This is a genomic window from Clostridium sp. AM22-11AC (genome assembly GCF_003473545.1).
GTDB lineage: Bacteria > Bacillota > Clostridia > Lachnospirales > Lachnospiraceae > Enterocloster.
The window spans coordinates 252667-271723 of sequence record NZ_QUCM01000001.1 but is presented as its reverse complement, the minus strand read 5'-3'; the positions used below and the strand labels follow the sequence as shown (position 1 = coordinate 271723).

Here is a 19057-nt window from a genome sequence, read left to right as displayed (position 1 = left end):
ACATGAAATAAAAGCAATAAAACAAACATTACATATTATTAAGACAATTCAAAACATATTATAAGGAGGCTTAAACATGAGCAGAACAGAACAGGTAGAGCAGCTTACCAATTATATGGCGCACTTTGTTGCCCATATCGGTAAGAAACTGCCAGATGACATTATTGCCAAGTTAGATGAACTGGCAGAAAAGGAAGACAGCCCATTATCAAAAGTAATTTATCAGACCATGAAGCGCAATCAGGATCTGGCAGTAAAATTGAACCGTCCTTCCTGTCAGGATACAGGTGTCCTTCAGTTCTGGGTAAAGTGCGGAACCAAATTCCCGCTGATCGATGATCTGGAAGCACTGTTAAAAGAGGCTGTTGTAAGAGCAACGGTAGACGCTCCTTTACGCCACAACAGTGTAGAGACTTTTGATGAGTACAACACAGGCAAGAACGTTGGCAAGGGAACTCCTACTGTATTCTGGGATATTGTTCCAAACAGCGACAAATGTGAGATCTACGCATACATGGCAGGCGGCGGTTGCACCCTTCCTGGAAAAGCTATGGTATTAATGCCAGGCGCAGGATACGAAGGTGTTACCCGTTTCGTACTGGATGTTATGACCTCCTATGGTTTAAATGCATGTCCTCCACTGTTAGTTGGTGTTGGTGTTGCAACTTCCGTAGAGACAGCAGCTCTTCTTTCCAAGAAAGCCCTCATGCGTCCTTTAGGAAGCCACAATGAAAATGAGAGAGCTGCAAGTATGGAAAAACTTCTGGAAGACGGAATTAACGAGATCGGCCTTGGACCGCAGGGTATGGGCGGAAAGTACTCTGTTATGGGCGTACATATTGAAAATACGGCAAGACATCCATCTACCATTGGCGTAGCAGTAAACGTAGGATGCTGGTCCCATCGCCGCGGCCACATTATTTTCGATAAGGACCTTAACTATACAATTACAACTCATTCGGGGGTGACTTTATAATGTTAGAGATCAAAGATGGAAAGAAAATTTTAACAACACCAATCAGTGACGAAGATTTAAAAGATATCCATATCGGTGACATTATTTACTTAAATGGTAACTTAACAACCTGCCGTGACGTAGCTCACCGCCGTCTGGTAGAAGAACACAGACCACTGCCTGTAGATGTAAGAAACAATGCCATTTTCCACGCAGGCCCTATCATCCGTCCTTTAGGAGATGACAAGTTTGAAATGGTTTCCGTAGGACCGACTACCAGTATGCGTATGGAAAAGTTTGAGAAGGAATTCGTAGAGCAGACCGGCGTAAAAGTGATCGTAGGAAAAGGCGGTATGGGACCAAACACCGAGTACGCATGCAAGAACTTTAAAGCCATCCACTGTGTATTCCCTGCCGGAAACGCAGTAGTAGCAGCAACTGAAGTAGAAGAGATCGTCCGTGCAGAGTGGCGTGACCTGGGAATGCCTGAGACCTTATGGAACTGCCGTGTTAAGGAATTCGGACCACTGATCGTATCCATTGATACAGAGGGAAGAAACCTGTTTGAGGAAAATAAGGTTGTATTTAATGAACGGAAAGAAAAAGTTTACGAAGAGATCTGCAAGCATGTAAGCTTTATCAAGTAATGTAATGAGTGCGCAATAAAAACCTGCCATCTCTCCTGCGGCGTAGTGAAAACGACTCGCGGCAGGAGCGGTGGCATTTTTTGCCTTAAAATTTGTTAATAAACCATTTTTAATAAAAGGAAACACTTGCCATTTGACAAAAATATCACTATAATATAAACGGCAATATTTCTGTATTTTATAAGAAAGCGCTATTTTTATGTGCTTTCCGCTAAATACTGTAAACTTAAGAATGATGGAGGACTGGAAAATGAGTAATTCAGCACAAACTTCAGCAAGCAGCCGTATTGCAGCCCTGCTTGATGAGAACAGTTTTGTTGAAGTTGGAGCCTATATTGCGGCTAGAAATACTGACTTTAACATGACTGAGCAGGAAACACCGGCTGACGGTGTAGTTACCGGTTACGGTACCATCGGCGGATGCCTGGTATATGTATACAGCCAGGATGCTGCTGTACTGGGCGGTTCCATGGGTGAGATGCATGCAAAGAAGATCTGCAACATCTACTCTATGGCAATGAAGATGGGAGCACCTGTTATTGGTCTGGTAGACTGTGCAGGACTGCGTCTTCAGGAAGCAACTGACGCACTGGATGGTTTTGGAAAGCTGTATTTAAGCCAGACAATGGCATCTGGAGTAATTCCTCAGATTATGGCAATTTTCGGTACCTGCGGCGGCGGTATGGCTGTATCTGCAGGTATGGCAGATTTCACCTTCATGGAAGATACTTCTGCAAAACTGTTTGTTAACTCCCCAAATGCCCTGGAGGGCAATTACAAGGCAAAATGTGATACTTCTTCCGCTAAGTTCCAGGCAGAAGAGTCTGGTCTGGTTGATTTCACAGGTGATGAAGCATCTGTATTATCACAGATCCGTACACTGGTATCTATCCTGCCTTCTAACAATGAAGAAGATCTGTCTGAAGTTGACTGCACAGACGATTTAAACCGTATGTGTGCTGGTATCGAAGGATATACCGGAGATACTGCTGCAGCTTTACAGATGATCTCTGATAATAACTTCTTTATGGAAGTTAAGAAGAACTACGGCGCTTCTATGGTAACCGGATTTATCCGCTTAAACGGAAGCACAGTAGGATGTGTAGCTAACCGCAGCGAAGTTTACGAAAACGGTGAGAAGGTACAGACCTTAGAGGCAGCTCTTTGCGGAAAAGGCTGTGAGAAGGCAACTGATTTCATCAATTTCTGTGATGCATTCAGCATTCCTGTTCTGACTTTAGTAAATGTAAACGGCTACCGTGCAACTATGTGCAGCGAAAGAAAGATCGCTAAATTAGCAGCTAAGCTGACCTACGCATACGCTGATGCAACTGTACCGAAGGTAACTGTCGTTGTTAAGAATGCACTGGGAAGTGCAGGTCTTACCATGGGCAGCAAGAGCCTGGGCGCAGACGTTGTTTATGCTTGGCCAAATGCAGTGATCGGAACTATGGATCCGGCAGAAGCTGTTAAGATCATGTATGCAAAAGAGATCGAAGCTGCAGATGACGCAGTTGCAATGATCAAAGAGAAAACCGCTGAATATACCGCTATGCAGTCCGGCGCTGTTGCTGCTGCAAAGAGAGGTTATGTAGATGACATCATCAAGGCAGAAGAGACCCGTCAGAGAGTGATCGCCGCTTTTGAGATGCTGTACACAAAAAGTGAGGACCGTCCTTCCAAGAAGCATGGCACGGTTTAAAGAGAGGTGACATGTATATGAGACGATTTGTAAAGAGAATGGCAGCAGCAGTTCTTCTGTCCGCCTGCCTGGTAAGCCTTTCTGGCTGCTCCTCTAACCAGGATACAGCAGAGACTGATTCCACCATCAGCATGGACGGAACTCCTGTAGATGATTCAATGGCTCAGTCCATTATGCTGTCTGCAGCACAGACTTTAGGCGTACCAAAGGATCAGCTGATCGTTCAGAAAACTCTGGCAGAGTCAACAGGCGATACGACTACAGCAGCTATTTATGAGGCTCAGCTGGAAGTTCGCGAGGATATGGGCGAATTAAAGAATGTAAACATGGATGAAGGTTCTGTTGTTCTTCTGGCAGATGGCAGCTATACGGTTGTGATCCCGGTTGACTTTACAGAGGGAACCAAGAAATATGTGATGAACATCAATATGGCTACCCAGCAGATCCAGGCTGAGTTTACAGATATGTCCGCAGGCGTTGTAGAAGATACTTCTATGGGTGCTCTGTTAAAGACAGCTACTGTATACACCATTATTGGTATCGGCACTGTATTCCTTGTTTTAATTTTCATCAGTATCCTGATCTCATGCTTCAAATACATCCATGCATGGGAAGAAAGCAAGAAGAAAGCAGCAGCACCTGCTCCTACACCAAAGGCAGCAGCACCTGCTGTTAAGCCAGTAGCAGCAGCACCGGCAGTAACCGGTCCTGATCTTTCTGATGATGCAGAATTAGTAGCTGTTATGACTGCTGCTATTGCAGCATATGAAGGCAGCGCTACATCTAACGGTCTGGTAGTACGTTCTATCCGCCGTGTAGGTCTGGGAAGATAATCACTGCACATTCAGGTTAGAAAACCAGTGTGCTTATACAACAAGTAGGAGGAAACAAACTATGAAGACATATACCATTACAGTAAATGGAAAAGCATATGCAGTAACCGTTGAAGAAGGCGCAGCAGCAGCTGGCGCACCAGTAGCAGCAGCTCCAGTTGCAGCTCCAGCAGCACCTGCACCAGCAGCAGCAGCAGCTCCAGCTCCGGCAGCAGCACCAGCAGGCGCAGCAGGTTCCGTTCAGGTTACCGCTCCAATGCCAGGTAAGGTAGTAGCAGTTAAGGCTTCTGTAGGACAGGCTGTAAAGAAGGGCGAAGTTGTCCTGGTTCTGGAAGCTATGAAGATGGAGAACGATATCGTTGCTCCAGAAGATGGTACAATTGCCAGCATTAATGTAGCAAACGGCGATGCAGTTGAGTCCGGCGCTGTTTTAGCTACTCTGAACTAGTCAACAAGATGGATCCCTTAATTTAAGGATTCCATTATGGAGGTAACATTATGGATTTTGGCAATTTGGTATCAAACCTGCTTGGCCAGATGGCGTTTTTCCATCTGTCAGCAGGAAACTACATTATGATCGGTGTAGCGCTGGTCTTCTTATACCTGGCTATTGCTAAGGGATTTGAGCCGCTGCTGTTAATTCCGATCGCATTTGGTATGCTGCTTGTAAATATCTATCCGGACATCATGTATTCTCCGGAACAGACTTCAAACGGCGTAGGCGGTCTGCTGTATTACTTCTTCACTCTGGATGAGTGGAGTATCCTTCCGTCCCTGATCTTCATGGGCGTAGGTGCGATGACAGACTTCGGTCCGCTGATCGCAAACCCGATCAGTTTCCTGATGGGTGCAGCAGCTCAGTTAGGTATTTACTCTGCATATTTCTTTGCAATCTTATTAGGATTTTCAGGAAAAGAAGCAGCTTGTATCTCCATTATCGGTGGTGCAGACGGCCCTACTTCCCTGTTCCTTTGCAGTAAGTTAGGACAGACCCAGATCATGGGACCGATCGCTGTTGCAGCTTATTCTTATATGGCTCTGGTTCCGATCATCCAGCCGCCATTTATGAAGCTTCTTACTACTGATAAGGAGCGTAAGATCAAAATGTCCCAGCTTCGTTCTGTATCCAAGCTGGAGAAGATCTTATTCCCGATCATCGTTACTATCGTTGTGTGCCTGATCCTGCCATCTACTGCTCCGTTAGTAGGTATGCTGATGTTAGGTAACCTGTTCCGTGAGTGCGGTGTTGTAAAACAGCTTCAGGAGACTGCTTCTAATGCAATGATGTACATCGTTGTTATCCTGCTTGGTACTTCTGTAGGTGCAACCACCAGTGCAGAGGCATTCTTAAATGCAACTACTATCAAGATCGTTATTTTAGGTCTGGTAGCATTCTGTGTGGGAACCATCGGAGGCGTTCTCTTAGGAAAGATCTTATGCAAGGTAACTGGCGGAAAGATCAACCCACTGATCGGTTCTGCAGGTGTATCCGCAGTTCCTATGGCAGCCCGTGTATCCCAGAAGGTTGGCGCTGAATATGATCCTACCAACTTCCTGCTGATGCATGCAATGGGACCAAACGTTGCAGGTGTTATCGGTACTGCAGTAGCAGCCGGTACCTTTATGGCAATTTTCGGTGTATAAAAACCAACATTTACTGCACCCGGTGCTGTTTGCAGACCGGGTGCCTATAAGGAGGATTTAAACTATGGCAGAGATAGAGAAGAAGCCAGTAAAGATCGTGGAAACCGTCCTTCGTGACGCTCATCAGTCTTTACTTGCTACCAGAATGACTACAGAGCAGATGCTGCCGATCGTAGACAAGATGGACAAAGTTGGCTACCACGCAGTAGAGTGCTGGGGAGGCGCTACATTTGATGCCTGCCTGCGTTTCTTAAAAGAAGATCCATGGGAGCGTTTAAGAAAATTAAGAGACGGCTTTAAGAATACAAAGCTGCAGATGCTGTTCCGTGGACAGAATATTCTGGGATACAACCACTACGCAGATGATGTAGTTGAGTATTTCGTGCAGAAGTCTATTGCAAATGGTATTGATATCATTCGTATTTTCGACTGCTTAAACGATATCCGTAACCTGGAGACTGCTGTAAAGGCAACAAAGAAGGAAAAAGGACATGCTCAGATCGCACTGTGCTACACCTTAGGTGATGCTTATACTCTGGATTACTGGAGAGACATTGCTAAGAGAATTGAAGACATGGGAGCTGATTCCCTGTGTATCAAGGATATGGCAGGTCTGTTGACTCCATACAAGGCTACTGAGTTAGTTAAGGCCCTGAAGGAAGGAACCACACTTCCGATCGACCTGCACACCCACTATACTTCCGGTGTTGCTTCCATGACCTATATGAAGGCTGTAGAAGCAGGTTGTGATATCATTGACTGTGCAATGTCTCCACTGGCACTTGGTACCAGCCAGCCAGCAACTGAAGTTATGGTAGAGACCTTCCGCGGTACTCCATACGATACAGGATACGATCAGAAGCTTTTAGGCGAGATCGCTGCTCACTTCCAGCCGATCCGCGAGGAAGCATTAAAGACCGGACTGTTAAATCCAAAGGTATTAGGCGTAAATATCAAGACTCTGCAGTATCAGGTACCTGGCGGTATGCTTTCCAACCTGGTTAGCCAGTTAAAGGAAGCTGGACAGGAGGACAAGTACCAGCAGGTTCTGGAGGAGATCCCGAGAGTACGTAAAGACTTTGGTGAGCCGCCTCTGGTTACACCTTCTTCCCAGATCGTTGGTACCCAGGCAGTTCTTAACGTATTAATGGGTGAGCGCTACAAGATGGTTCCAAAGGAATCCAAGAAGATCATGCTTGGTGAATTTGGCCAGACTGTTAAGCCATTTAATCCAGAAGTACAGAAAAAGATCATCGGTGATGAGACTCCAATTACCTGCAGACCAGCAGATTTAATTGCACCTCAGATGCCTCAGTTTGAGAAGGAATGTGCTCAGTGGAAGCAGCAGGATGAGGACGTATTAAGCTACGCCCTGTTCCCAAATGTTGCCAAGGAGTTCTTCCAGTACAGAGAAGCTCAGCAGAAGAAAGTAGATGCTACTGTAGCTGATAAAGAGAATAAGGCTTATCCAGTGTAATTTTGGTATATCCGGAATAAGATAAGTATGGAACGCGTCCCTTTGTGGGGCGCGTTTTTTGTGTTAGTTTTTTGCCGCTGCATCTGGCGTAAATCTGTTGGAGATGGTACACTGATATACCAGAAGATGTTTTGTCCAATGAGGAGGGGGAACATGCTGAAAGTATTGATCGCAGATGATGAAGAAAAGATCTGTCAGCTGATCATAAAGCTGATCAACTGGGAAGAAATGGGGTTAAAAATAGCGGCAACTGCTTCTAATGGTATTGAGGCATTAGAGCAGGCAAAAATCTGTAAACCGGAGATTCTGATCACAGACATACGGATGCCTGGAATTGATGGGATGGAACTGATCAGGAAAGTAAAAGAAAAACTGCCGGATACAGAGATCATCATAATCAGTGGATACAGGCATTTTGAATACGCCCAGACGGCGATCCGTTATGGTGTGAGAAATTATCTCTTAAAGCCTATTAAAAAAGAGGAATTACGGGATACCTTACAAAAGATCGCAGATATTTACAGGGAGAAAAATGAACAGTTAAATTTTGAAGAAAGAGTCCGCCTTGCCTTAAAAAATGATGCAGGAAAGCTGCGTACCAGTTTTATTTCCCGTATGATCTACGGAGACCGGGAGCGGGAAAATATTATCAGCCTGAAAGAACTGAACAATCAGTATCATTTCCATTTCCGTGAGGGAGTGTTCCAGGTTGCAGCCATCAAATTTGACCATGTAAACCACAATGACAGCTGTATTTCCTTCCTAGCAGACAAGGCAGCAGGCTTGGCGTTACAGTATCTGGAACCGGTATGTTTTGACCATGAGGTTTATGCAGAGTTCTCTACCTTTTATCTTCTGTTGAATTTCGGGGAAGAAGAGAGCAAAAATGTGCGGAAAAATGTGCGCCAGATGCTGGATGAACTGAAAGCCCAGGAAAGTATCTTAAATGGAATGAGTGTTACCATAGGAATGGGAAGCATGGTAAACACAGCGGGCAGTATCAGGAAGTCTTTTCTGGACGCTGTATTTATGATAAAGCAGAGGCTTCTTTTAGGAACCGGGCGGATGCTGGAAATGGATGAAGCACAACAGAGAAAAAACTCTGATTTTATAAACAGTGAGGCATTTTACCGTTTTAACAGGGAAATGGAACGGGCAGTCGAAGCTTTAAATGTAGTGGAGACAAGGCGGACTATTGAAGGTTTGCGGGATGTATTAAAGAACTATCCGGGGATCACCGGTTATGAGATCCTGCAGATGACTAAGGAGGCCTGCAATCATTATTTGTTTTGCATGAAGAGCAGGGGGATCCGTGTGGACAGTGAAGCTAAATTTGTGGAAGAATTCAGTAAAGACGCAGGGGAATGTGCAGATATAGAAGAACTGTTCCGCCTTTTAGGTGGGACGATAGGAAGATCTCTGCAAAAAGCTTCTGAAGCGAAGAAGGCAGAAGATAACCGGCCCATACGGCAGGCAAAGCAGTACATAGAAGAAAATTACAGCCGTTCGCTTACCTTAGAAGAAGTAAGTGAGATGGCTGGCTTTGCTCCTGGATATTTCAGCACGCTTTTTAAGAAAGAAACAGGGGTAACTTTTCTGGAATTTTTGCAGTCAGTGCGTATGGATGCAGCGAAAAAACTGCTGGTTTCCGGAAATGAGGGAATGAATGTGATCTGCGAAAAGGTAGGCTATGCAGATGTGAAATATTTCACGAAATGTTTTATAAAATATACCGGACTGAAGCCGGGAGAGTACAGGAAGATCTATTCATGAATAAAGAAAGTTATCTTTTTGACCGTATACGTTGGGGCGCAGCGATTTTTTTGATTTTTCATATCAGTCTGTTGTTTATCCTGTTCCTTCAGGATTGGAAGACGGAGAAAATGAAGTGGTTTATTTTGTTTTTAGGAGTGCTTTATGTTATCCTGCTTTATGCCGCTTATCAGCTGATCTACCGGCCTTTAAAAGTGAACAGCCGGATAAAGGCGGCTTTTGCCAGAGGGGACAGTTATGAGGATATTTACCATATGCCTTATCTTTTAAATGAGGAAGAGCAGAATATGCTGCGTCGTTTTTATGCCCTGTTAGACAAAAGCGAGCTGATCACTGTATCTAAGAAAAAATCGGAATATCTGGCATTACAGAATCAGATCAATCCCCATTTTCTTTATAATACTCTGGAAGGCATCCGGGCAGAGGCGCTGATCGCAGGGGTGGATTCTATTGCGGAGATGACGGAGGCACTGGCAACTTACTTCCGCTATACCATTTCCCAGGTAAATAACCTGGTCACATTGGAAGAAGAACTGGCAAATGTGGAAAATTATTATTATATCCAGCAGTTTCGTTTTGGCAGCAAGCTGGATCTGAGGATCCGCTATGACTGTGAGGATGAAGAGGAAGCGCTTATGTGCCAGCTTCCCAAGCTGACTTTGCAGCCGATCGTGGAAAATTCCATTTATCATGGACTGGAGCGCAAGATTGGAACAGGTCATCTGGATATTAAGGTCACTGTGACAGACAGCCATCTGATCATTATGATCTCAGATGATGGTGTAGGCATTGAAAAAGGTCAGGTGAAGGTTATGAATGAACAGCTGAGAGCCCTGAGACTGGAGGAGGAAAACAACGGGGAAACCGGTAAAAAAGGCGGAATTGCAGTTAAAAATGTAAATAACCGTATTAAGCTTTTGTTTGGGGAAGAATATGGCATTTATATCTACAGCCAGCCGGATGTGGGAACGGATGTGGAGATCACACTTCCGGTTGTAAGGAATTGATGTAACGAACATGCTGATAAACAGGAGGCAGCTATGAAACAGGAAATACTTCGTTTTGAAAATGTGACCTGCAAAAAAGACGGGGCTGTTTATTTGGATAATTTCAGTTTTTATATGACTGCAGGTGAGATCGTAGGGTTGCTTTCTGTCAATGACCGGGGGATCAAAGAACTGATCGAACTGATGGCAAAGAACCATCCTATTGATGCAGGAAGAGTGTATATGGGTGGCAAACTGGTAAACAGTTATTTAAATCAGGAGGAAACATCTAACCGTATTTACCAGATCGACCAGAAAAGCTCTCTGATCAATGATCTGTCTATAACGGATAACCTGTTTGTTATGCGCCCAGGATTTAAGAAACAGGTGATCAATGAATGGGTTTTAAGAGAACAGGCAGACAGAGTCTTAAAACAGCTTTCCATGGATCTGGATCTGAATAAAAGGGTGGAAAGGCTTACTACCATGGAGCGGATCATGGTGGAGATCGCCAAGGCCTATTTAATGGGAAGCAAGCTTTTAGTGGTGCTGTATCCGGAAAAACTGATCGGTCAGGCAGATTTCCCGCAGTTTCACCAGCTTTTAAGAAAAATGCAGAGCATGGGGATCTCTACGCTGTATTTCTGCTATCATCACTGGATCATGTTTAAGATCTGCGACAGGATCGCCCTGTTTTCCAGAGGAAGGATAAAAAAATTATTTGAACCAGAGGAATTCAGGGAAGAGGCTATAGCTCCCTATATTTATTATTTTAAAGAAAATACAGTATTTAAGCCGAAAGTGGATCGGGGATATATGCTGGAGCTAAAAAACATTACAGATGGGGACATACATAACCTGAGTCTGGGAATTAAGCCTGGGGAATGCATTACGCTTTTGGATTCAGGTGACCAGATCATGGACCGGCTGACCGGGATCCTTGCAGGGGAATACGTGGACTATGAGGGAGATATTTTCTGCTCACACAAAAAAATGGAAAAAAAAGTAAAAAGCAGCCTGGACCGGGGAATGATCGTTTTAGATGATAATCCAGCGCAGTCTTTCCTTTTTTCGGAAATGTCCTATCTGGAAAACCTTACCTTTTTACTGGACCGTAAATTAAAGAAAAGCATTTTAAAGCAGTCATATATTAACAGTGTGCGCAGTGAATATTATGGGGAAGCAGGAGATGTTATTGACACAAAATATATTGATTCCCTTTCTTTAAAGGAAAAATATGGGCTGATCTATAATAAAATAAGCCTGTTCCATCCTAAGATCCTGGTGGTAAAAAAGCCTTTTGCTTATGGGGATATGCATTGCCGTACCTATATTTTAAAACGGATGCAGGAACTGAAGGCAGCAGGAGTATCTATTCTGCTTTTGACCGGCTATCTTACAGATTGCGTATATATATCAGACCATATCGGGATCGTAAAAGACGGAAGTTTTTCTGTACTGTTAGAGCCACAGGAGTACGGGATCACCAGCAGACTTTTTTGATAGATGTCTGCATTATTCTGAAAAATGTCTACCCTATTCTAAAAAGTGTCCCCTTATTAATTCCTCCTGTTCTGTTATAATTTTCTTAATAAAAGAACAGGAGGGGTAAATGATAATGGAACAGTTAATGAGAGAAAAACTCCTTACAGTAAAAAAAGAGATGGAAGGCTTTATGAAGGAAAGCGTTCCATTTTGGCTTGAAAATGGAATCGATAAAGAATACGGCGGTTATCTGGTATGCTTTGATTCCAAAGGAAAGCTGATGAAGGAATTGGCAGTATTAACTCCTGAGGATAAAATGATCGTAACCCAGACACGTATGATCTGGGGATTTTCGGCACTTCTTCGCAATGGCCTGGCAAAACGTTATGGCTGGGAAGAAAAATGCAAAGAAGCAGCAAAACAGGGTGTAGATTTCTTCATTGATAAATTCTGGGATAAGAAGAACACCGGCTGGGCATGGGTAACAGACCGGAAGGGAAATGTTCTGGATAATGGGAAACTGGTTTACGGACAGACCTTTGCAATCTATGCGTTAGCTGAATATTATATGGCTACCGGTGATGAGCGAGGTATCGAATATGCGGAAAAAACCTTTGATGCTCTGAAAAAATATGCAGCAGACACTTTCTACGGCGGCTATTTTGAGAACTTCAAAGAGGACTGGACACTGGAAAGTGCCGGAGTTTATGGAGGAGGCCTGAAATCCCTGGATATCCACATGCACACCATGGAAGCATATACAACTCTTTATGAGGCAACCCACAAGGAAGTACATAAGAGAGCTCTTCAGGAAATCATTGATATTGTGTTAAAACACATGGTTGATTATGATTTCTGGTGTGGAAGAAATCAGTTTAGTATTGATTTTACACCAAAGCCGGCTATTTCCATTCGCAGAACCTGGAATTATGACAGAGATCCGGAAAGTGCTAACAAAAATCCATTAGATACTACTTCTTATGGACACAATATTGAACTGATCTGGCTGTTGAACCGTGCATATGAAGTGCTGGGACTTCCGCCTGCCAGAGAATTTACCAGAAAATTTGCAGATTACACACTGGCAAATGGCTGGGACAATATCCACGGCGGTATTTACAGAGATGGAATGCACGATGGCCGTATTGTTGTAACAGATAAAGAATGGTGGCAGAACTTTGAGTCACTGACAGGTTTCCTTGATTCCTATCAGGCTACTGAGGATGAGAGATATCTGGATACCTTCATAAAGTTATGGGAATTTGATAAGAAATATTTCTATAATCCGGAGGTTGGAGAGTCCAGACAGTTGCTTTTAGCAGATGGAACACCGGTGATCGATGATACCGGAAATCAATGGAAATGTATTTATCATACAGACCGTGCTATGATGGAGTGCTGTCTGAGGATCGAATCACTGACGGAATAATGTCAGCGCAGTCGCAAAGCATCTTTGAAAGGAAGCAAATATGGGAGAAAAGAAGGCAGAGGTGCCTGTGGGGAAAGAACTGGTCCGAATGACAGGCATTATGAAAGAGTTTCCCGGTGTAAAGGCCTTGGATAATGTAAAACTGGACCTGTATGCTGGAGAGGTGCTGGCACTGTTGGGGGAAAACGGTGCAGGTAAGTCAACACTGATGAAGATCCTTTCAGGTGTTTATCAGAGAGATGATGGAGAGATCATCCTGTTTGGGAACAAGATCGGTGAGTGGGATGCAAATAAGGCAAAAAATGCAGGTGTGTCCATTATCCATCAGGAATTAAATATGTGTACTCATTTAAGTGTGGCGGAGAATATTTTCCTGGGACGGGAACTGATAAAAAATGGCCGTCTGGACAATGAACGTATGAACCAGGAAACAAAAGAGATCCTTCATAAGTTAAATATTGATATTGATCCAAGGGAACAGGTCAGTGAACTGGCTGTATCCAAACAGCAGATGGTGGAGATCGCAAAGGCACTTTCACAGAATGCCAAAGTATTGATCATGGATGAACCTACTTCAGCACTTACATCCAAGGAGATCGATGAGCTGTTTAAGATCATCCACCAGTTAAAGTCGGAGGGTATCGGTATTATCTACATATCCCACCGTCTGGAGGAACTGCAGCACATTGTAGACCGTGTTATCATCATGCGCGATGGAAAATACATTACCCAGATGCCGTATGATATTAACAGGATGGATGAGATCATTGCCAACATGGTAGGACATGAGATCAAGGAGAAATTCCCAAGAGTGTCCTGTGAAAAAGGCAAAAAGATCCTGGAAGTAAAGCATCTGAATGCAGGAAGAATGGTCCGGGACATTAATCTGGAATTATATGAAGGTGAGATCGTAGGAATTGCAGGACTGATGGGTGCAGGACGTACAGAAACAACCCGTGCGATCTTCGGTATTGATCCGAAAGAAAGCGGAGAGATCTTTATTGATGGAAAAGAGGTAAAGATCAGCTGTCCGGCAGATTCCATTAAAGCAGGTCTGGTACTGGCACCTGAGGACAGAAAAAAAGACGGTCTCTGTACAAGACTTAGTATTGCAGATAATATTGCCCTTCCGAATCTGGATATACTTTGTGAAGGTCCAGTGGGGACTGTAAACCGGAAAAAAGAAAAAGCAATGGTTGATAATGCTGTAAAAGCCCTGAAGATCAAGCTTCCTAACGCACAGGTAGATGCAGGAAGCCTTTCAGGAGGAAATCAGCAGAAAGTGGTAGTTGCCAAGTGGCTGGCCAGAAATTCAAGAGTTGTTATCTTTGATGAGCCTACCAGAGGTATTGATGTAGCTGCCAAGGTAGAGATCTATAACCTGATGAATCAGCTGAAGCAAAATGGCATTGGTGTTATGTTTGTTTCTTCTGAAATGCCAGAGGTAATGGGAATGAGTGACCGCATTATTGTTATGTGTGATGGCCGTATTACCGGAGAACTTTCAGCAGAAGAGGCCACCCAGGATATGATCTTAACTAAGGCAACGCAGTTTGAACAGAAAACAGCGTTATAACGAATTTTGGATTTAATCTCATCAAGGAGGGACAATATGAGTAGTTCAAGTGATAAAAAGCCCGGTGTACTGGGGCGTTTCCTTTCCCAGAGGGGAATGGGACAGGTTATAACCGTAACAATAGGTCTGATCGTTTTATGTCTGGTGTTTGGATTTATCAATCCTAATTTCTTTACTTACAGAAATACAGCGAACCTGCTGCGCCAGATCGCACCTACACTTCTGATCGGTGTAGGACAGTCCTATGTATTATTTACAGGAAATATCGATCTTTCTATTGGTTCTGTAGTAGGTATGAGCTGTATGATCTCAGCAACCCTAATGTGTCATGGAATGAATCCGTGGGTTGCAGTGGTTATCACATTGGTTGTGTGCCTGTTAGTTGGTTATGTAAATGGCATTCTGGTATCAAAATGCAAGCTGCCACCTTTCATCGCAACCTTAGGTACAATGACAATTGCAAGAGGTATTGCACAGATCGTCAATGGTAATTACAATACAGACTCCATTGGTGAAGCTGCAAAAGGTTTCCGTACCTTCTTCTACAGTGGTAAGATATTAGGTATCTTCAGTGCTTTCTGGATCGCTCTGGTGATCTGGTTCATCTTTAACTACATAATGAGCTGTACCAGAACCGGCCGTCATATTTACGCAACAGGAAGTAATATTGATGCAGCAAGACTTTCCGGTGTTAATGTAGACAATACAGTTATCTATGTTTACGTTGTAGCTGCTTTTTGTGCCTGCATAACAGGTCTGATCACCTGTGCTTCAACTGGTACAGGTACTATGGATGCTGGTACATCTTATGAAATGTATGCAGTAGCAGCTTCTGTAATCGGCGGCGTATCTACATTAGGTGGTTCCGGTATTTTACTTGGTACTGTGATCGGTTCCGGTATCTGGGGTGTTTTACAGAATGGTCTTCAGTTTGCAGGAGCACCGGTTGCTATCAGAAATATCGTGATCGGTATTATCGTAGTTGTTGCAGTACTTATGGACGTAATCGTAAGAAGCGGCAGAGGCAAGAGCAAAAAACATAAAAACAACTAAAAAATAGGTAAAATGAAGGTAAAGACGAAGGTAAAGCATAAAAATGCTTTCACAATAAAGAAAGGAAAGGTATAGTATTATGAGGAAAAAAGCGATTTCAATGATTCTGGCGGCAGCACTTGGTTCTGCATTATTAGCAGGCTGCTCATCTGCTCCAAAGGAGACAACTGCAGCAGCTACAACAGCTGAAACAACTGCAGAGGAGAAGAAGGAAGAAAGCAAAGCTGAGGAAACCAAAGCAGAAGAGAAGAAAGAAGAGGCTGCTGGCAATGATATGCTGTCCGGGGAAACAGGAGACATTGCAAAGGCCGGAGATGGAAAAGGACAGAAGGTAGTTCTTATTACCATTGACTCTATGGATCAGCACTGGGTAAACATGGACAAGGGCTGCAAGCAGGCAGCAGAAGAGCTTGGCTGTGATTATAAGTGGATCGCTCCTGATGTAAAAGATGACGCAAAGCAGATCGAGTGTGTAAACAATGCAGTAGCTGATGGCGCAACCGCTATCCTGGTAGCTGCAAATGGTCCTGACGCTATCACAGCAGCTCTGGAAGAAGCAGATCAGGCTGGTGTTAAGATCGTTCAGGTTGACTCTTTTGCAAATTATCCTTGTGTACAGAAGTTAAGAACTGACAACCGTGCAGCAGGAAAGACTGCTGGTGAGCAGGTTCTGGCAGCTCTGGAAGCTAAGGGAGTTAAAGAAGGCAAGATCGGTATCGTTTCTGTAAACGCAGCAACTACTTCTACTGTAGACCGTGACGAAGGCTTCCGTTCCGCATTTGAAGGAACCGCTTTTGAGATCCTTGAAACACAGTATGCAGATGGCGATGCAGCAAAATCTAAAGATGCAGCAGCTAACTTTATTTCCCAGGGTTGTGTAGCACTGTTTGGTGCAAATGAAGGCTCCTGCGTTGGTGTTGGTAATGCAGTTGCAGAAGATGGAAATAACATTGTAGCAGCAGGTATGGATAAGTCTGATGCAGTTATCCAGCTGATCAAAGATGGTGCTCTGATCTGTACAATGGCTCAGAATCCTGATGTTATGGGTTATGAAGGCATGTATGCAGCGATCACCGCTATTAATGATGGAAAAGTAGCTCCTGAATATATTGATACTGGCGTTTCTATCTTAAATTTAGATGCAGTTAAATAATCAGGCTGTTTAAAGAAACAAAGTGAGGAAAAATATGCTCCGGCAGGTATATCAGCCTGCCGGAGCTGTTTTCATTGCTGCACATAATGTACTCTCGCAAAGGCAAGTGCAGGAAAGACTCCGAGAGTACATCATAGAAGAAGGGAGAGACTGTATGTATCTGTATGGATTTGATATTGGAGGCACAAAATGTGCAGTGATCCTGGCGAAGGTGGAAGGAGACCAGGTAGATTTTCTGGAGCGGTATGAGATGAAAACACTGGGAGATTGGAAAAAGGTCCTTGATGAATTATCTGAAAATGCTTTGATGATAGCAAAGAAATATGGGCTGACAACAGGGACTGAGGGTGAAAATTGTGTTATCTGTGGGGGGATTTCCTGTGGCGGTCCTTTAAGTCCCGACAGGAAGTGGATATTATCGCCGCCGAATCTTCAGGGCTGGGATCAGGTGCCTGTAGTGGAATATCTTGAGGAGAAGCTGGGAATCCCTGTGAAAATGGAAAATGATGCAGATGCAGGAGCTTTGGCAGAATGGAAGTTCGGGGCCGGAAAAGGCTGTCAGAATATGATATTTCTTACTTTTGGCACAGGTCTTGGTTCCGGTCTTATCCTTAATGGACAGTTATACCGGGGAAGTACCGGTATGGCTGGGGAAGCAGGACACATACGTATGGAAAATGAGGGACCAAAAGGATATGGAAAAGTAGGTAGCCTGGAAGGTTTCTGCTCTGGAGGAGGTATCAGCAGGCTTGCCGGATATTTTGGCACAGAAGGAAGCGCAAAGGAGCTGGCAGAACGGGCTGAGGCCGGGGATGAGAGAGCTTTAGCAGTGTATGCCAGATGCGGCGCTGTTTTTGGAAGAGGTCTGGCTATCCTTATAGACCTTTTAAATCCGGAAAAGATCGTGGCAGGTTCTGTTTATGCCAGGAGTCACCATCTTTTAGATAAGACCATGTATGAAGAACTGGAAAAAGAAGCGCTCCCCATGAACCGGGCGGCCTGTGAGATCGTGCCGGCGGCTTTAGGAGAGCGGATCGGGGATTATGCGGCTGTAGTTGCAGCTGTTAATTCTTTGTCCATTTTATAGCGGCAGATACATCCAGCATGCCGCCTGTTGCTGTTTTGCCTTTTAACGGGGCCAGTTTATGTACAGTTGATAAAATAGCTGTTTTTATGTCCTGAAGGCTTAAGTCAGTTCTTGCAGAGTAGATCAGGGCAGCTGCGCCTGTTACCATAGGGGCTGCCATGGAGGTTCCGCTCATATAGGCATAGGAATCACCGGGAATAGTGCTTAAAATATAGGTTCCGGGGGCTGCTAAGTCTACGGAAGTGGCACCATAGTTGGAACTTTCATCTAAATGGCCGTTAAAAAGCAGATTGCCTACGGTAATTACATTGTCGTAGGGAAGACTTGCCGGGTATACAGGGGATTTATCAATGTCATAACCGATCTGGTACTGGTTTCCATTTCCTGCAGCTACTACAAAAAGCATTTTGGAGTCCCGGATGGCTGCTTCAAATTCGGGAGTGCAGTTACTGGAACCGAAGCTTAAGTTGCAGATATCGGCACCATTGGCTTCTGCATATTTTATGGCTTCGATGACGCTTTCAGGGGAACCTTTGCCTTCAGAACCGCCTAAGGCTTTTAATACCATAAGCTTAACATGGGTGCTGTTTGTAATGCCTGCGATGCCGCCATTGTTCCAGGCGGCGGCAATAGTGCCGGCACCATGGGTTCCGTGGCTGTCTTCTTCCCCTGTGCAGATTTCATTGCTGTTTGAAACAAAATTCCAGCCATTCACATCATCTACATAGCCATTTCCGTCATTGTCAATGCCGTCTCCGGGGATCTCATCTTCATTGACCCAGATGGAATCTTTTAAGTCTGAATGAGTCGTATCGATACCGGTATCGATGATAGCTACGGTAACGGTACGTTTGTTTTCTGTTTCGCTGTATGTTTTCCAGGCATCTTCAATGTTGATATCAATATTTGCCACTGCATCGGTGTTAATGGACTCGAAATTGTCCGGTCCTAAAGGAGGAAGGGCAATATCATCGATTCCATTTTCTCCATAGTGGAGATAAATATGGTCCAAGGTTTTGATGTTCAGCACTTTTTCCGTGCGGCGAAGCCGTCCGGTGTTGTTAAGAGCCCACTGATATTCGCTGTATTCATCGCCGGAAGAGAGGGCAGCTACGCCAGGACCGCTGAAGAAAAGGGAAAAATCCCGGCTGTTTTCCTGGGCTGCCAGTGCGGACATGGAACAGGGGGTCAGCGTCATTGTAAGGGAAAGCAGAGTGGAAATGATGCCTGCAGGTAGTCGTTTCATGAAGGGTACTC

General features: G+C 44.3%; 16 protein-coding genes. 15 read left to right on the top strand and 1 reads right to left on the bottom strand.

Annotation, left to right across the window (positions count from 1 at the left end):
- Positions 1–76 precede the first annotated feature (76 nt).
- The 15 genes from ttdA (at position 77) to DW251_RS01270 (ending at position 17800) form a co-directional block, all read left to right on the top strand.
- Complete coding sequence (gene ttdA / locus DW251_RS01340) at positions 77–976, top strand: L(+)-tartrate dehydratase subunit alpha (protein WP_118299990.1); 900 nt, start codon at positions 77–79, stop codon at positions 974–976.
- On the top strand, positions 976–1602 hold the full coding sequence (ttdB, locus tag DW251_RS01335; protein WP_021871008.1) for a L(+)-tartrate dehydratase subunit beta: 627 nt from the start codon (positions 976–978) through the stop codon (positions 1600–1602). Before ttdA ends, ttdB begins: the two co-directional genes overlap by 1 nt.
- 250 nt (positions 1603–1852) lie before the next feature.
- Positions 1853–3304 carry a carboxyl transferase domain-containing protein gene (locus DW251_RS01330; RefSeq protein WP_021871009.1) on the top strand — a complete coding sequence of 484 codons (1452 nt, stop codon included), beginning with the start codon at positions 1853–1855 and terminating at the stop codon, positions 3302–3304.
- Positions 3305–3321: 17 nt separating this feature from the next.
- Positions 3322–4137: an OadG family transporter subunit gene (locus DW251_RS01325; RefSeq protein WP_118300164.1), complete on the top strand. Its 816-nt coding sequence runs from the start codon at positions 3322–3324 to the stop codon at positions 4135–4137.
- Positions 4138–4198: 61 nt separating this feature from the next.
- Positions 4199–4585 (top strand): biotin/lipoyl-containing protein, encoded by a 387-nt coding sequence (locus DW251_RS01320; RefSeq protein ID WP_118299989.1) that lies wholly within the window; start codon positions 4199–4201, stop codon positions 4583–4585.
- A gap of 50 nt (positions 4586–4635) precedes the next feature.
- Complete coding sequence (locus DW251_RS01315) at positions 4636–5781, top strand: sodium ion-translocating decarboxylase subunit beta (RefSeq protein ID WP_021871012.1); 1146 nt, start codon at positions 4636–4638, stop codon at positions 5779–5781.
- A gap of 64 nt (positions 5782–5845) precedes the next feature.
- Positions 5846–7258, top strand: coding sequence for an oxaloacetate decarboxylase subunit alpha (locus tag DW251_RS01310; RefSeq protein WP_118299988.1), 1413 nt, complete (start codon positions 5846–5848; stop codon positions 7256–7258).
- A 153-nt stretch (positions 7259–7411) separates the two neighbouring features.
- Positions 7412–9031 carry a response regulator gene (locus tag DW251_RS01305; protein ID WP_021871014.1) on the top strand — a complete coding sequence of 540 codons (1620 nt, stop codon included), beginning with the start codon at positions 7412–7414 and terminating at the stop codon, positions 9029–9031.
- The gene (locus tag DW251_RS01300; RefSeq protein WP_118299986.1) at positions 9028–10038 is read left to right on the top strand and encodes a histidine kinase; all 1011 of its coding nucleotides are present in this window, start codon (positions 9028–9030) and stop codon (positions 10036–10038) included. Before DW251_RS01305 ends, DW251_RS01300 begins: the two co-directional genes overlap by 4 nt.
- A gap of 33 nt (positions 10039–10071) precedes the next feature.
- Complete coding sequence (locus tag DW251_RS01295; protein ID WP_021871016.1) at positions 10072–11520, top strand: ATP-binding cassette domain-containing protein; 1449 nt, start codon at positions 10072–10074, stop codon at positions 11518–11520.
- Between the two features lie 109 nt (positions 11521–11629).
- On the top strand, positions 11630–12931 hold the full coding sequence (locus DW251_RS01290) for an AGE family epimerase/isomerase (RefSeq protein WP_207663345.1): 1302 nt from the start codon (positions 11630–11632) through the stop codon (positions 12929–12931).
- Positions 12932–12998: 67 nt separating this feature from the next.
- The gene (locus tag DW251_RS01285) at positions 12999–14507 is read left to right on the top strand and encodes a sugar ABC transporter ATP-binding protein (protein ID WP_118300163.1); all 1509 of its coding nucleotides are present in this window, start codon (positions 12999–13001) and stop codon (positions 14505–14507) included.
- Between the two features lie 36 nt (positions 14508–14543).
- On the top strand, positions 14544–15560 hold the full coding sequence (locus DW251_RS01280; RefSeq protein ID WP_021871019.1) for an ABC transporter permease: 1017 nt from the start codon (positions 14544–14546) through the stop codon (positions 15558–15560).
- 79 nt (positions 15561–15639) lie between these two features.
- Positions 15640–16713: a substrate-binding domain-containing protein gene (locus DW251_RS01275; protein WP_118299984.1), complete on the top strand. Its 1074-nt coding sequence runs from the start codon at positions 15640–15642 to the stop codon at positions 16711–16713.
- 154 nt (positions 16714–16867) lie between these two features.
- A complete protein-coding gene (locus DW251_RS01270) occupies positions 16868–17800 on the top strand; it encodes an ROK family protein (RefSeq protein WP_118299983.1) in 933 nt (310 codons plus the stop codon).
- On the opposite strand, the gene DW251_RS01265 is transcribed toward DW251_RS01270, so the two are convergent.
- Complete coding sequence (locus DW251_RS01265) at positions 17778–19046, bottom strand: S8 family peptidase (protein ID WP_243034832.1); 1269 nt, start codon at positions 19044–19046, stop codon at positions 17778–17780. The genes DW251_RS01270 and DW251_RS01265 overlap by 23 nt on opposite strands.
- Positions 19047–19057 lie beyond the last annotated feature (11 nt).

Coding starts and splice junctions, on each gene's coding strand:
- DW251_RS01330 (WP_021871009.1), top strand. CDS start 1,853: ATGAGTAATTCAGCACAAACTTCAGCAAGCAGCCGTATTGCAGCCCTG.
- DW251_RS01310 (WP_118299988.1), top strand. CDS start 5,846: ATGGCAGAGATAGAGAAGAAGCCAGTAAAGATCGTGGAAACCGTCCTT.
- ttdA (WP_118299990.1), top strand. CDS start 77: ATGAGCAGAACAGAACAGGTAGAGCAGCTTACCAATTATATGGCGCAC.
- ttdB (WP_021871008.1), top strand. CDS start 976: ATGTTAGAGATCAAAGATGGAAAGAAAATTTTAACAACACCAATCAGT.
- DW251_RS01315 (WP_021871012.1), top strand. CDS start 4,636: ATGGATTTTGGCAATTTGGTATCAAACCTGCTTGGCCAGATGGCGTTT.
- DW251_RS01270 (WP_118299983.1), top strand. CDS start 16,868: ATGTATCTGTATGGATTTGATATTGGAGGCACAAAATGTGCAGTGATC.
- DW251_RS01265 (WP_243034832.1), bottom strand. CDS start 19,046: ATGAAACGACTACCTGCAGGCATCATTTCCACTCTGCTTTCCCTTACA.
- DW251_RS01325 (WP_118300164.1), top strand. CDS start 3,322: ATGAGACGATTTGTAAAGAGAATGGCAGCAGCAGTTCTTCTGTCCGCC.
- DW251_RS01300 (WP_118299986.1), top strand. CDS start 9,028: ATGAATAAAGAAAGTTATCTTTTTGACCGTATACGTTGGGGCGCAGCG.
- DW251_RS01280 (WP_021871019.1), top strand. CDS start 14,544: ATGAGTAGTTCAAGTGATAAAAAGCCCGGTGTACTGGGGCGTTTCCTT.
- DW251_RS01320 (WP_118299989.1), top strand. CDS start 4,199: ATGAAGACATATACCATTACAGTAAATGGAAAAGCATATGCAGTAACC.
- DW251_RS01275 (WP_118299984.1), top strand. CDS start 15,640: ATGAGGAAAAAAGCGATTTCAATGATTCTGGCGGCAGCACTTGGTTCT.
- DW251_RS01305 (WP_021871014.1), top strand. CDS start 7,412: ATGCTGAAAGTATTGATCGCAGATGATGAAGAAAAGATCTGTCAGCTG.
- DW251_RS01295 (WP_021871016.1), top strand. CDS start 10,072: ATGAAACAGGAAATACTTCGTTTTGAAAATGTGACCTGCAAAAAAGAC.
- DW251_RS01290 (WP_207663345.1), top strand. CDS start 11,630: ATGATAATGGAACAGTTAATGAGAGAAAAACTCCTTACAGTAAAAAAA.